This window comes from Pseudolysinimonas sp. (assembly GCF_057350545.1).
Window position 1 is genome coordinate 1 of the sequence record NZ_JBMRCP010000124.1, and the last position, 13,552, is coordinate 13,552.

A 13,552-nucleotide genomic window follows, 5' to 3' on the forward strand; every position below is an offset into this window, starting at 1 on the left:
CGAATGGCATGAAGTTAAGCTCCAACCGTTTGCTGCATCAACTGACAGCGCAGTTCTGTCGTCGATCGCCTGCATGATCGCCCCGCGCGAGAGTCCCGCCCCCTTCGGCCCGGGGAACATGCGGCCGTGGAGCTTCGTCGCGATGACGACCTCCTCGCGCCGGGAGAACTCGCGCAGCAGCTGCCCGGTGATCTCCTCGCTCGACCCCGCCGAGTAGACGTTGGCGGTGTCGAAGGTCGTGATCCCGGCTTCGATCGCCGCACGGAAGAAGGGGCGGCTCTCGTCGAGGCCGACGCTCCACGAGTGCGAGCCGGCCGCCGAGTCGCCGTAACTCATGCACCCGAGGATGATGCGGGAGACCGTGAGGCCGCTGTCGCCGAGACGCCTGTACTCCATGCTCGGGACTCTAATGCGGCGGCCACGCCGCCTGTCGGCGCGGATCCATAGGGTGGAAGACGTGGACCTCTCGATGTTGACGGCAGCACTACCCGGGCGGGTGTTCGAGCCCGGCTCCGACGAATATCTCGCGGGTTCCCGCGTGGCGAAGGGCCCTGGTTCGCCCCTCGCGGTCGTGCGACCCGAGGATGCCGTCGACGTCGCCTCGGTCGTCGCGTTCGCACGCGCGCACGACCTCGAACTCTCGGTGCGCAGCGGCGGTCACGACTCACGCGGGATGTCGACGAACGACGGCGGGCTCGTGCTCGACCTGCGCTCGCTCGCGACGATCGACGTCAGCGGCGACCTGGTCACGATCGGCGGCGGGGCGCTGTGGGGTCAGGTCGCCGAGGCACTCGCGCCGCACGGTCTCGCCCTCAGCTCCGGCGACACGAAGACGGTCGGTGTCGGCGGCCTGTCGCTCGGCGGGGGCGTCGGCTGGTTCGTGCGCCTGTGGGGCCTCGCGATCGACAGCCTCGTGAGCGCCGAGGTCGTGCTCGCCGACGGCAGGATCGTCACGGCCAGCGCCGACTCCGAGCCGGACCTGTTCTGGGCGCTGCGCGGGGGCGGCGGCAACTTCGGCGTCGTCACGGCCTTCACCTACCGTGCGCATCCCCTGCCCGACGGCGTCGTCTCGGGCGCGATCCACCTCGCCGCCGACGCCGACCTCGCCGCCGTGTTCCGGGTATGGCGCGACGCCCTCCGCGCGGCACCCGAGGAGCTCACGACCACCTACCTCGGGCTGCCGTCGTTCGGCGAAGGGATGCCGCCGGTCTCACAGGTCGTGTTCGTCTGGGCCGGCGGCGACCTCGACGCCGCGCGTGCGGCGATCGCGCCTCTGCTCGAGGCGCCCGGCGTCACCGGGCACACGATCGCGCAGATGCCCTACGCCGACGTGCTCATGGACGAGCAGCCCGATGCGGATCAGGTCGATGCGCCGGCGATCAAACTCGTCGACGAGAACGGCTTCGCCGCGCGATTCGACGACGACCTGATCGCCGAACTGGCCGCCGTGAAGCGCGACCTCGGCGACTCGGTGCTCATGGTGCGGCTGCTCGGCGGCGCGTACTCGCGGGTCGCGTCGGACGCGACGGCGTGGGGGTTCCGCGACACGGAGGCGTGGCTCGTCTCGGCGGCGTTCCTCCCCGACGAGCTCTACGACGCCGAGTCGCCGAAGCTGCGCGCGACATGGGCGCGACTCGACCCCTGGCTGAAGGGCCTCTACGGCAACTTCTCGAGCCTCGACGACCCGATCACGAAGATGTACCCGCCGGCGACGCTGTCACGGCTGCGGTCGATCAAGGCCGTCTACGACCCGAGCAACTTCTTCCACCGCAACCACAACGTCCGACCCGCGGTGATCGAGTAGCCGCGCAGCGGCGTGTCGAGACTCACCCCTCGGCGAGGACGATGATCCGATCCCCGGCCGAGAAGGCGCGCTTCTCCCCCTTCGTCGGGTTCACCGTGACACCGTAGGCGTGCTCGCTGCTGCGCGCGTGGGCGTCGAGGCGGAAGCCGATCGCCGTCTCACCGCGGCGGCGGGCCGCCTCGAGCACGGTGTAGAAGTCGGTCTCGGCGCCGAGGGCGACGTAGTGCTCCGCCGGACGGAGGTAGATCTCCGGGCCCGTGGCCGAGAACAGCTCGTCGAAGACATCCGTGAGTCTCTTGTTCTCGCTCACCTGGGAGAGCATGAGGCTGATGAGCTGGTCGCTGACGATGAAATCGTCGGCCTGGGTGACCTCGGCGAGCTCGCGGTTGCGGTCGTCGATCATCTCGCTCACGACGTTGAGGTCGGTGCCCTTCTGCTCGGCGATGTCGCGAAGGTGCAGGAGGGTGATGAGAGTCTTCGCATCCGCCCGCTGCGCGGACAGGGTCTCCTTCGCGGCGAGCACGATGATGTGGTCGTACTCGTAGGCGTAGAGCCCGTCGAGCACGGCACGGCTGGTCGGGTCGCCCTGCTGGAACGACAGGTCGAGGTTGACGAGGCCGTCGAACCCGGGCTCCGCGACATCCGCCACCACCATGACGCGCGAACGGGCCGTCGAGTACTGGTCGAGCTCGGCGAGCATGAGCCCGAGGCCCTCGTTGTATCCGAGCACGAGGGTCGACTCCGGCATCGCCGGGCCCACGTCGGCGGCGCTCACGAGGCCCTCGTCGGGGACGCCCGGCTCGGAGAGGTGGATCGCGTCGTCATCCTCGGCGATCACGATGATCTGGTCGCCGCGCGCGATCACCGTGTCGCCGGGCGGGTTGAGAGCGACCTTGTTGCCCTGCACGAGACCCATGACGGCCGACGAGGCGAAGGCGAGCTGGGCGTCGAAGTAGGTGCGGCCGACGAGAGTCGCCTGCTCGGTGAAGTAGATCTCGGCACCGTCGAAGTCGAGCAGCTCCGAGTAGACGACCGAGAGTCCGCTCTGGCGGCAGGTCTGCACCGTGATGCGACTGATGAGCTCGGTCGACAGCACCCAGTGCGCCTCGTGGCGTCCGACCAGCCGCGCGGCCTCGAGGTTGCCCGGATGCTGCAGCTCGCCGACGATGTGGTAGTCGCCCTGCTTGCGGTTCGGGTTGTTCGTCACGGCGAGCGTCGTCTTGATGACGAGCGAGTCGGGGTCGTCGGTGTCTTCCGGCGCGAGCACGATGATGCTGCGCGCGGTGTGCGGATTCGCCACCTCGAGCTCGGCGAGGTTCATCGGATCGCCCGAGCGCACGATGATCTTCGTCTTGCCGGTGAACGGCACCTGCGCCTTGATGTCGTCTTCCATCTCGACCTTGTCGCGGTCGGCGAGGATCACGATCGCGCTCTTGCCGCGCGAGAGGTTGGCGGTCGCGATCTCCTGCACGATCGGGAACACCTTGGTGCTCCAACCGAGGATGAGGGTGTGGTCCTCCTCGAGCACGCGCGAGCGGCCCTTCCGCAGCTCCTCGACCTTGCTGTCGAAGGCGCCCGAGACGATGCCGATGAGGCTCGCCACGATGATCAGACCGCCGATCGTGACGATGAGCATCATGATCCGGAACGGCCAGCCCTCGTCGCCGCCCATCGTGCCCGGATCGAGGGTGCGCATGAGGCTGCGCCAGATCAGGTCGAGCGGGCCCGCGCTGTCGTCGGCGAGGTTGTTCTCCCGATCGAGAGCCGGGACGAACTTGAGCAGCACCCACGCGATCGTGCCCAGGACCGCGACGAAGACCGCGGTGGCGACACCCAGCAGCGCCATGAGGGCGACCGTGCCCTTCGACATCCAGTTGTCGAACCAGTAGCGAAGGCGCTCACCGGTGCTGGGCTTGGTGCTCACAGAATCTCCTCAGATCGGGTGATCGAACACTAGCGTTTCCGAGCATCCCCACCTGACGCGGACGCGGTCACCCGGGGCGTCGCCGGAACGTCGTCGGTGCCCGGCTGGGTGCGCACGACGAGCCCGGCGATCACGGCGACGCCCAGCCAGAACAGCCCCAGCACGACGATCGACGGGTCGTCGAGGAAGCTCGGGAGGGCGAGGGCGAACACGACCAGCGCGAGCAACTGCCCTGCCGACGCGGCGAGCACGTTCGCGGCGTGCGGCGTCGGCGCCGGGTCGGGTCTCGGCATGAGGAACAGCAGCGCGAGCAGCACGCCGACGACGAGCACGATGCGGCCGAGGTCGGACCACACCGCGGGCAGCAGCCACCCCGCGTGCACAGCGACGAACGGCACGACCGCGAGCCGTACGACGAGACCCGCACCGAGCCCTCGCCGCACCCCCGGGATCACGGCGGCGGCCACGGCGACCGCGAGCATCACGAGCGCCAACTGCACCGGGCTCGCGGGAAACCCGACGAGGGCGGGCGGGAGCGACCCGGATTGCGCGAGCAGCCCGTGCAGCGTGAGCGGCAGCAGGTAGGCACCGGTGACGACGGCGAGGGAGCGTGCGGTGGTGCCGCGGAACGGCGGGGTGAGCGCCACGACGGTGATCGCGACGGTTCCGACGAACTTGAGTGCGGCGACGACGACGGGCGGCACGTCGGGCAGGAACGTCGCGCCCGAGACGACGGCGACGAGCAGCCCGAGGATGATCACTCCGAGACCCAGCACGAGCTGCGCGTTGCCGGCCACGGCGAGGGCGGCCGTGACAGCGCGCGCCCGCGAGCGGCGCAGGGGGCGGCGCACCGACCGGACGGCGACGACCACGACGAGCCCGGCGACGAGCACGGAGTGCGCCCACGACAGCGGCGCGGCGGCGAGGGGGTTCCACAGCTCCGGATCGGGGCTGGGGAACAGGCCACGGGCCGCCGTGAGCCGCAGCACGGTGAGGGCGACGACGACCGCGACGACCGCGAGCACGATCCCCGCCCCGACGTCGTCGCGGAACAGGGGCCGCAGGAGCGCCGACCGCGACTCCGCCGCGCGCGCGACGCCGTAGTAGGCCCCGAAGGCCGCGAACGCCGCCGCCGCGCCGAACAGGGCGATCCAGGTCCAGCCGCCGTCGGCATCCGCCCCGAACTGAGCGACCGCGAGCACGAGCCAGACGCCGGCCGCGAGTATCCCGACGAGGGCCGCCGGTCCGCGGCGCACGGCGAGAACCACCGCGACGACGAGCAGCACGAGCGCGGCGCCCGCGGAGAGCCAGTGCCGCTCGGCCGCGAGCGCGATCACCGGGAACACGGCACCCGCAACGACGATCAGAGCGCGCGGGGCCGTCCGCTCCGCCGCGCGCAGCAGCGCCGCGACGACGAGCGCCCCGACGAGAACGGCGCCGGCCACCGTGATGAGCAACCGGATGCCGAGGGGTGCGGTGAAGACGCCGACGATCCCCGTCGAACCCGCCTGCACGGCGGTGATCCCGTCGGTGAGCCCGGGGATCAGGATGACCACCGCCAGTGTCGCCGTGAGCAACCAGCAGGCGATCGCCCAGGCGAGATAGGCGGCGGGAACGCGGCCGGGCGCGAGGCGGCGCAGCCGCTCGAGCACCCCCGCGAGCATCCCGTCAGTCCTTGTCGGTACGGAGCAGCACGTTGCGGAGCAGGAGGTACACGAGCACCGCCACCGCGGCGACGATGAGGATGCGCACGACGAGGTAGATGAACGACAGCAGGAAGCTGACGAGGAACCAGGCGATCACGACCGCCGCGATGACGAGCAGGATCGTGACCAGGTTGCGACTCATGCCTGAGAGCGTAAGGGGCGGCCCGCACTCACCGCGAGCGGGCCGGGGGTCGAACGAGGAAGCCGAGCTGGAACAGCAGCGCGGCGCCGAGCACCGCGAGTGCTGCCGCGTGTGGCACGTGCAGGGCGCCCCAGCCGGAGAGCGCGACGCCCCCGACGATCGGGGCGAGCGCGATGCCGACGTACACGCCCGTCGAGTACCACGAGATCGAGACCGTGGCGCGTGACGGGTCGACCTCGGCGAGGCGATGCTGCACGGCGATCCCCGTGCCGAAGGCCGCGACGCCCCACACGACGAAGACCACGAGGAGAGCGCCGTACGAGGGCGTGGCGAGAGGCATGAGGACGAGGGCGACGAGGTGCAGAGCCATGAGCGCGCTGCCGACGACGCGGTTGCCGTAGCGGTCGGTGAGGCGTCCGGAGAGCTGGTTGCCGACGACGCCGCCGACCCCGTACGCGAGCAGCAGCACGGCGAGTAGGGCTCCCGACCCGCCGCTCGCCTCGGCCGTGAAGGTGGAACTGTAGATGTAGGCGACGTTGAACGCCGTGATCGTGAACACCGTGCTTCCGAGGGCGAGCAGGATGCCGGGCACCGCGAGCACCGACGCCCGGCGCGCGAGCGTCATCGGCGGCGGGAGCGGGATGCCGCGCACCGTCAGCACGAACACCGCGGCGATCAGGAACCCGAGCCCCGCGACGGCTGCGAGCGCGAGCCGCCAGCCGCCGAGATGGGCGACCACGGTGCCGAGCGGCGAGCCGATCGCGGTGGAGAGGGTGAAGCCGAGGAGGACGACCGCGATCGCGCGACCACGACGCGCCGCGGGCACCATGGATGCGGCCGCCGCGACAGCCGTGGGTGCGATCCCCGCTCCCCCGACTCCCGCGATGGCGCGCCCGAGGATGAACGCCGCGAGGTCGCCGGCGACCGCCGTGATGACGATGCCGCCAGCGGTGATCACCAGGCCGCTCGCGATGAGCGCGGTACGCGGAACCCGGGTGAGGATCGTCGCGACCGTCGGCGCGAGCACGGCGACCACGGCCGCGTAGACCGTGATCGAGAGGGCGACGCCGTTGGCCGTCGTGCCCAGTCCCTCGGCGATGTCGGGCAGCAGCCCGGCGACGACGAAGCCGTTGGTGCCGACGAGGAACGTCGCCGCGCTCAGCAGAGCGAGCCGCAGCGTCACGGGCCCCTCGGTCACCGTGCGACCCTAGGACGCGCGCGCGTCGGTCGGGGCGGGGCTTTCAGTCAGTGGAACGACGGACGGGCCGCCATCCCGAAGGATGACGGCCCGTCACACTGTCTTGCGCTGCGGCGACCCGCAGTAGCCGACTAGCGGCGGAGCCCCAGGCGCTCGATCAGCGAGCGGTAACGCGCGATGTCGATGTCCTGGAGGTAGCCGAGAAGACGGCGGCGCTGCCCGACGAGGAGCAGCAGACCACGACGCGAGTGGTGGTCGTGCTTGTGCTCCTTGAGGTGCTCGGTGAGGTCCTTGATCCGCTTGGTCAGGATCGCGACCTGAACCTCGGGGGATCCGGTGTCACCGGGCTGGGTAGCGTACTCGTCGATGATCGCCTTCTTGGTCTCAGCGTCAAGAGCCATAGATTCGATCCCCTCCTTCTCCTCGTTGCGCGGCGCCCGCCACACGATGTGGGAGCTCTCTGTATCCGCGGCCGATCGAACGGCAACCTTGCGATGGTATCAGAGCACGAAGAGGTACAGCGCGGTCGTCGCGACGAACGACCCGGTGACGAGCAGCGCGTAGAAGCCGGCCACGACGAGGCCGAGGATCGCCCACGGACGCCGCTTCAGCATCCCGTCGCGGGTCTGCTTCAGCCCTCGCACCCCGCTGCGGATCGCGAGCGCGAGGATCACGCCGACGAGCACGAAGCGCAGCGCCTCGAGGCCGACGGCCGCCTCGGTGAGGCGGGCGGCATCCTGCAGCAGGTAGACGACGCCGAACGTGGCGCCCCCGACGAGGATGTTGGTGATGACCGCGAGGGCGGCGAACTGCAGCGACCGGGTCGCCGCGATCGACGCGACACCGGCGCGCACGGGAATCGAGACGCGCGAGCCGCAGTGGGCGCAGAAGGGTTCACGCAGGGAGCCGGCAGGGGTGCCACAGGAGGTGCACGCGAGGGGGGACTCGACGCGGGGGATCTCGAGCTGCGGGTTTCCGAGGCCGGTCGTCGGGTAAGCGACCGTCATGTCCCCCATCTTAGGGACACGGCTCCGACGGTCAACCCCGAAGAGCGGTCAGCCGCGGCGCTCAGAACAGCAGTCGGGATGCCGCCCCGGCGAGGGCGAGCGCGACCAGCACGACGCTCGCGAGACCCCAGAGCAGGCGGAGACGACCGGCGCGCTCGACCTCGGCGTGGAGACGGCCGAACGCGGCGTCGGGGTCGGTGTGCGACGGGAGGTCGACGCCGAACGGTCGCCACGTCGTCCACTCCTCCGCCGCCCGGGCGATCCTCGCGACGACGTCGGCCTCGAGCCGCGCGGGCCGCCCGCGGAGCGCGGAGATCGCGCGGAGCGCATGGGTGGGCGACGCGACGAGCGGCTCGGCGACGATGCGGCTGCCGGTCGCACGGCTGAGCAGCCGTGACGCCGACCGCGCGTCGTGGTGCGCGGCCGCGGGCGTCGACGTGACGGCGAAGACTCCCGGCGGCCCGATGACGAGATGGTCGATCTCGTCGGCCTCCCCGTAGGGCACGGCGTGGAGCACGCGCCACCCCGCGCCGAGCTGAGCGAGAAGACCGCCGATCCGCCGCTCGCCGAGCACCTCGCGGTACGCGCCCACGGCATCCGGATGCAGCGGGTCGACCCCGAGGAGACGCGCGAGACGTCCGCGCGGCCGGGCACGTCGCTGCAACTCCAGACAGCGGTGACTGACAGCATGAGCCGGCCCGCGCGAGCGAAGAGACCAGCTCGCGGGTTCCGGCGCCGGTCCCTGATCCATGGCGCCCTTCCCGCCTCCGAAGGTAGCGGTCCCGGGAGCTACCGGCAGCCCCCGTGCGCGGGGTGCCGATACTGGAGACATGGTCCAGCTCCGTCTGCACGTCGGTGACATCACGCGATTCCACGCCGAGGCGATCGTGAACGCCGCCAACAGCTCGCTGCTCGGCGGGGGTGGCGTCGACGGCGCGATCCACCGCGCGGGCGGTGCCGCGATCCTCGCCGCGTGCCGTGAATTGCGGGCGACGGTGCTGCCCGACGGGCTGCCGGCGGGTCAGGCGGTTGCGACGACCGCGGGCGACCTGCCCGCCCGCTGGGTGATCCACACCGTGGGGCCGGTCTACTCGGCGTCGGAGGATCGCAGCACCCTGCTCGCGTCGTGCTACCGGGAGAGCCTCCGGGTGGCGGACGAGAAGACGGCGCTCACCGTGGGCATTCCCGCGGTGAGCGCCGGTGCGTACGGCTGGCCGATGGCCGAGGCCGCCCGGGTGGCGGTGGAGTCGATCCTCGCCACGCCGACGTCGGTGGAGACCGTCACGTTCGTGCTGTTCTCCCCCGACGCCGCGGCGGCGTTCGAGCACGCGCTCGACGCCGCCGGGGTGTGACGGCTACTCGCCGAGCATCCGGTAGAGCTCGCGGCGCAGGCCGTCGAGCTTCTCGGTCGCGCTCGCACGCTGCTCGGGCGTGCCCTCGGTCGCGACCTGACGCACGACGCCGGCCAGCTTCCGCGCGGCGGTGAGCAGGTCGCCCTGCTCGCGCCACGGGTTGCGGGACTGCGTCCACGCGGCCGCGATCTCGTCGGCGTGCTCCGCGACGTGGGCGCGGCCCTCGTCGGTGAGCGCGTACTCGGCCCGCGCGCCCTCTGACGTCGGAGCGATGAGCCCCTCGTCGACGAGTTGCTGCAGGGTCGGGTAGACGGAGCCGGGGCTGGGGCGCCAGGCGCCCTCCGTCTTGGCGTGGATGGCCTTGATGAGGCCGTAGCCGTTGGTCGGTGCTTCGCTCAGCAGCGACAGGATGGCGCTGCGCACGTCGCCCTTGCGGGCGCGGCCTCCGAACCCCCGCGGTCCGCCGAAGGCGGGGCCGCCGAGGAAGCCCATGAAATCGGCTCCGGGGTGGGGCGCTCCGGGGTGACGGAAGCGGGGGTGCGGGTGGGGCTGGGTTCCCTGTCGGAACCCGCGGGGGTGATTCATGCGGTGCATGGGTTCTCCTTCGAATCGGGATCGGTTCGAGGTCGACTATACGATACATTCCGATATATCGCAATACATCGGTAGACCGAGAGAATGGCTAGCACAAAGTCGACGGAATTTCACCGCCCTACCGCTCCGCGCTCCCCGTTCCTACCGTGGGAGTCGGATCGTCGCGGAAGGAAGAACTCGCGCGTGAAGACGCTGCTGTGGCAGGGCCACTCGATCGACACCTCCGACGAGGTCGCCGACACCGCCTTCGAACTCGCCCGCCTGCTCGTGAGCTTCAGCCGGGTGGAACGCATCGACCTGCCCGCGGAGGTCGACGGCCACGCCACCACGGCATCCCTCGTCGTCGGAGTCGGCATGGGACTCGGGATGCTCACCCAGCCCGGCGAACCCGATCACGAGATCGCGGGCAGTGCCGACGCGATCGCGCACATGCGGCAACGGATCTCGCGACTCGACGACGCGCCGTCCGCCACCGAGTTCCGCCTCCCCGACGACTTCACCGTGCTCGACCACGACATCACGACGTAGGGTCGGCCGAGGTCAGGGCGTGACGCGCCGGGCCTCGAGCTCGATGCCGCGCGCGACGTAGGCGGCCGCGCTCATCGACGCGAGCAGGGCCGAGTCGAGCCGCGGCACTCTGCCGTCGAGCACGAACATCAGGTCGGCGTCGCGGTGGATCCAGAGCGACTCGCGCGGCTCCTCGACAGCGTCGGGGTCGGGGTCGGGGTCGATCCAGGTGATCGCGAACGACTCACCTCGGCGGAGCTTCGCCGTGGCGACCACGCGGAGGTGGGCGAGGGTGACATCGTCGATCTTGAGGGCAAGGCGGGACGCGCCGTAGTACAGGGTTCCCACGTGCTCCTCGGTGCCGGTCGGCGCCCCGGCCGAGGGTCTGCGCCGGGGGTCGGATCGACGGTAGGCGAGCATCCTTCGCTCTCGTGAATCGGAGGTGGGGGGATTGCGCGCGGGAACCGCGATCGTGTAATCGGATCCGTCAGACTGGTGGCGATGATCGCCGAACGACTGCTCGACGTGCTGCTCGTGCTCGCCCTGCTCGTCTTCATCGGCGAGGGCGTGCGCAACGGCCTCGCCCGCAGCCTCGGGGCCATCCTCGGCGTCATCGCGGGCGGTGCCGTCGCGTTCCTCGCGATCCCGCTGCTCTCGGCCGCCGTGCCCGATCCGTTCTGGCGCGTCGCCGTCATCGTCGCGACCTCGCTCGTGCTGCTGTTCGGCGGCCACGCCCTCGGTGCCCGGATCGGACGCGGCATCCGCGATCGCGACCCCGACCGCGAAGGCCCGGGCGCCGGCAGCCGATTCGCCGGAGGTGTCGCGAACGGCGTCATCGCCGCCCTCGCGATCTCGCTCGTCGCGGGCGGCGTCGGCTCGATGGGTGTGCCCCTCTTCAGCCAGGCGATCTCCGGCTCGTACGTGCTCCGGGCGATCGACGCGGTCACGCCGCCGCCCGTGGATGCCGTGCTCTCCCGAGTGCGGGCCGCCGTGCTCGAAGAGGGTCTGCCGGTCATCGGCGAGGCGCTCGGCGGTGTCGCCACCTCCCCCGGCATCCCCGACGTGCCGACCGACACCGACCCGCTCACCGCGGCGGCGCAATCCGTCGTGCGCATCGGCGGCACGGCCTTCGCGTGCGGCCAGAACCAGACCGGCACCGGGTTCGTCGTCGCACCCGACCGTATCGTCACCAACGCGCACGTCGTCGCCGGCGTCGACCAGCCGATCGTCGACGCGCCCAACGGCCAGAGCCTCGAGGGCCGCGTCGTCTACCTCGACCCGGTCGACGACCTCGCGGTGATCGCCGTCGAGGGGCTGCTCTCCCCCGCCCTCGCGCTCTCGCCCGAGCTGGGCGTCGGCGCGGAGGCGGTCGTCGAGGGCTACCCCTACGGCGGGCCGTTCACGATCGGTGCCGCCGAGGTGCTCGCGGTCTCGACCGAGCAGATCCCCGACATCTATGGCTCGGCCCGGTCGCCGCGCGAGATCTACTCGCTCGCCGCCGTCGTGCAGCCGGGCAACTCCGGCGGACCGCTGCTCGCCACCGACGGCACGGTCGCGGGGGTCGTGTTCGCGCGGAGCGCCGACGATCCCGAGCTCGGATACGCCATGACGAACGCCGAGCTCGAACCGGTGAGCTCCGCGGCCCCCGGCTTGACGGCGCGCGTCTCCTCCGGCAGCTGCGTGCGCGGCTGACGCCCGCTGTCAAGACCCCGACGCGCACCCCCGCCGGTCCTAGGGTCGGAACCAGCTGGGAAGCCGAGGCCTCCGAATCCCCGGGACGGGATCCGAATGCCGTCACGAGGGGATACCACGATGACCACGACCCAACACAGCCCGCGCCGCGACCTCGCGCTCACCATCATCACCGCGATCGTCGGTGTCGCCGCGACGGTCTTCGCGGTGGCCGCGACCGCCTACATGTTCGCGCTCTGACTTCTAGCTCTGACTTCTCGCTCTGACGTGGCGCTCTGACACTTGACGTCGCCCGTCGACGGGTGCACCCTGGAGTCAGAACAACTCATCGCCCAGAAGAGTCGGAGTCAGTGACCCGCCACTGGGCGATGAGTCTTTAACAGCATTCGGTCTTTAATGAGGGCATGGCCGCACCCGACGTCGACTACTCGCCCCTGCTGAACACTCCGACGCCGCAGGACGTCACCGAGTACAAGCGGCAGTCGCGCGCCTCGGGCGCCAGCTGGGCGTCGATGTCGGTCGGGTCGATCCTCACCGTCGTCATCGTGGCCATCGTCGCGGTGGCCTTCATCCTCCCGGTCTTCGGCGGCATCCTCGGCTCGATCATGTCCACGGCCGACCGCAGCCCGATCTCGACGATCTTCCTCATCGTCTTCGTCGCCGGCATCGGGCTCGTCGGGTTCGCGATCATCCGCGTCGTCGCGGGCGGCTCCGGCCGCTGGGGCCGCTGGTTGAAGATGGATCGGTTCGCGCGGGCCAACGGCTTCGAGTTCTCACCGGCCTCGCCGAACCCGTCCTACCCGGGCGCGATCTTCCAGCTCGGCGACAGCCGGACTGCGGTCGAGCACTTCCGCACCGTGGAGGGCCGATTCCTCGACTTCGGCAACTACCGGTACACGACGGGCTCCGGCAAGAACCGCACGACGCGCACGTGGGGCTTCCTGGCCGTGAAACTCGACCGGAGGCTGCCGCACATGGTGCTCGACTCGAAAGCCAACAACGGGCTCTTCGGCGGGAGCAACCTGCCGGCGACCTTCTCGAAGGATCAGATCCTGTCGCTCGAAGGCGACTTCGACCGATACTTCACGCTCTACTGCCCGAAGGAGTACGCGCGCGACGCGCTCTACGTGTTCACGCCCGACCTCATGGCCCTCCTCATCGACGAGGCGGCCCCGTTCGACGTCGAGATCGTCGACGACTGGATGTTCGTGTACTCGGCCAGCGCGTTCCCATCCGCTCAGCCGGCGGTCTACGAGCGGCTGCTGCGCATCGTCGCGACCGTCGGAGCGAAGACGCTCACCCAGACCGACCGCTACCACGACGACCGGGCGGCCGTGCCCTTCACGGCGAACACCGTCGCCCCGCAGGGGACGCGGCTCAAGCGCAGCGTCAGCGTCGGCGCCATCCTGCTCATCGTCGCGGCGTGCGTCATCTGGGGCTGGAGCTTCTTCGCCGACATCTTCAGCGCGTTCTCGGGCGGCTAGCTGTACTGAGCCGGGACCTGGTTGACAGGTTGGGGCTTGAGAATGAGGAGAACCTCCGGGCTTAGTGGAGCTGTCTAGGTCCCACTTCCCGGAGGTTCTCGTGCCCCAAGTTATCCCGCGTCTGTCGCCGTTTGGCAGGGCG

At 70.6% G+C, this 13,552-nt stretch carries 15 protein-coding genes; 5 read left to right on the forward strand and 10 right to left on the reverse strand.

The window, feature by feature from the left end:
• Positions 1-396, reverse strand: a 396-nt coding sequence (locus ACO1X9_RS16560; protein ID WP_486351956.1) for an aldo/keto reductase, incomplete at its 3' end; no start/stop codon positions are given.
• Positions 397-457: 61 nt separating this feature from the next.
• Between ACO1X9_RS16560 and ACO1X9_RS16565 the strand changes: the two genes are divergently transcribed.
• Entirely contained in the window at positions 458-1,804 is a 1,347-nt protein-coding gene (locus ACO1X9_RS16565; protein ID WP_486351957.1) for an FAD-binding oxidoreductase, read from the forward strand.
• 22 nt (positions 1,805-1,826) lie between these two features.
• Here ACO1X9_RS16565 and ACO1X9_RS16570 read toward each other — a convergent pair whose 3' ends face one another.
• The 7 genes from ACO1X9_RS16570 to ACO1X9_RS16600 all read right to left on the reverse strand — a co-directional run bounded on the left by ACO1X9_RS16570 (position 1,827) and on the right by ACO1X9_RS16600 (position 8,445).
• A complete protein-coding gene (locus ACO1X9_RS16570; RefSeq protein WP_486351958.1) occupies positions 1,827-3,728 on the reverse strand; it encodes a CASTOR/POLLUX-related putative ion channel in 1,902 nt (633 codons plus the stop codon).
• A gap of 29 nt (positions 3,729-3,757) precedes the next feature.
• Positions 3,758-5,392 carry a hypothetical protein gene (locus tag ACO1X9_RS16575; RefSeq protein ID WP_486351959.1) on the reverse strand — a complete coding sequence of 545 codons (1,635 nt, stop codon included), beginning with the start codon at positions 5,390-5,392 and terminating at the stop codon, positions 3,758-3,760.
• Between the two features lie 4 nt (positions 5,393-5,396).
• Entirely contained in the window at positions 5,397-5,576 is a 180-nt protein-coding gene (locus ACO1X9_RS16580; protein ID WP_486351960.1) for a hypothetical protein, read from the reverse strand.
• A gap of 28 nt (positions 5,577-5,604) precedes the next feature.
• Entirely contained in the window at positions 5,605-6,774 is a 1,170-nt protein-coding gene (locus tag ACO1X9_RS16585) for an MFS transporter (RefSeq protein ID WP_486351961.1), read from the reverse strand.
• 131 nt (positions 6,775-6,905) lie between these two features.
• A complete protein-coding gene (gene rpsO, locus ACO1X9_RS16590) occupies positions 6,906-7,175 on the reverse strand; it encodes a 30S ribosomal protein S15 (RefSeq protein ID WP_486351962.1) in 270 nt (89 codons plus the stop codon).
• 99 nt (positions 7,176-7,274) lie between these two features.
• Complete coding sequence (locus tag ACO1X9_RS16595) at positions 7,275-7,781, reverse strand: hypothetical protein (protein ID WP_486351963.1); 507 nt, start codon at positions 7,779-7,781, stop codon at positions 7,275-7,277.
• A 61-nt stretch (positions 7,782-7,842) separates the two neighbouring features.
• Positions 7,843-8,445 carry a nuclease-related domain-containing protein gene (locus tag ACO1X9_RS16600; RefSeq protein WP_486351964.1) on the reverse strand — a complete coding sequence of 201 codons (603 nt, stop codon included), beginning with the start codon at positions 8,443-8,445 and terminating at the stop codon, positions 7,843-7,845.
• A 166-nt stretch (positions 8,446-8,611) separates the two neighbouring features.
• Between ACO1X9_RS16600 and ACO1X9_RS16605 the strand changes: the two genes are divergently transcribed.
• A complete protein-coding gene (locus tag ACO1X9_RS16605) occupies positions 8,612-9,133 on the forward strand; it encodes an O-acetyl-ADP-ribose deacetylase (protein WP_486351965.1) in 522 nt (173 codons plus the stop codon).
• Between the two features lie 3 nt (positions 9,134-9,136).
• Here the strand turns inward: ACO1X9_RS16605 and ACO1X9_RS16610 are convergent, their stop codons facing one another.
• The gene (locus ACO1X9_RS16610) at positions 9,137-9,727 is read right to left on the reverse strand and encodes a PadR family transcriptional regulator (RefSeq protein WP_486351966.1); all 591 of its coding nucleotides are present in this window, start codon (positions 9,725-9,727) and stop codon (positions 9,137-9,139) included.
• 183 nt (positions 9,728-9,910) lie between these two features.
• Between ACO1X9_RS16610 and ACO1X9_RS16615 the strand changes: the two genes are divergently transcribed.
• Positions 9,911-10,255, forward strand: coding sequence for a hypothetical protein (locus tag ACO1X9_RS16615; protein WP_486351967.1), 345 nt, complete (start codon positions 9,911-9,913; stop codon positions 10,253-10,255).
• A 12-nt stretch (positions 10,256-10,267) separates the two neighbouring features.
• Here ACO1X9_RS16615 and ACO1X9_RS16620 read toward each other — a convergent pair whose 3' ends face one another.
• Positions 10,268-10,654, reverse strand: coding sequence for a DUF7882 family protein (locus ACO1X9_RS16620; RefSeq protein WP_486351968.1), 387 nt, complete (start codon positions 10,652-10,654; stop codon positions 10,268-10,270).
• A gap of 81 nt (positions 10,655-10,735) precedes the next feature.
• Between ACO1X9_RS16620 and ACO1X9_RS16625 the strand changes: the two genes are divergently transcribed.
• The gene (locus ACO1X9_RS16625; protein WP_486351969.1) at positions 10,736-11,926 is read left to right on the forward strand and encodes a MarP family serine protease; all 1,191 of its coding nucleotides are present in this window, start codon (positions 10,736-10,738) and stop codon (positions 11,924-11,926) included.
• Between the two features lie 404 nt (positions 11,927-12,330).
• Positions 12,331-13,410 carry a hypothetical protein gene (locus ACO1X9_RS16630; protein ID WP_486351970.1) on the forward strand — a complete coding sequence of 360 codons (1,080 nt, stop codon included), beginning with the start codon at positions 12,331-12,333 and terminating at the stop codon, positions 13,408-13,410.
• The last annotated feature ends 142 nt before the right edge of the window (positions 13,411-13,552 follow it).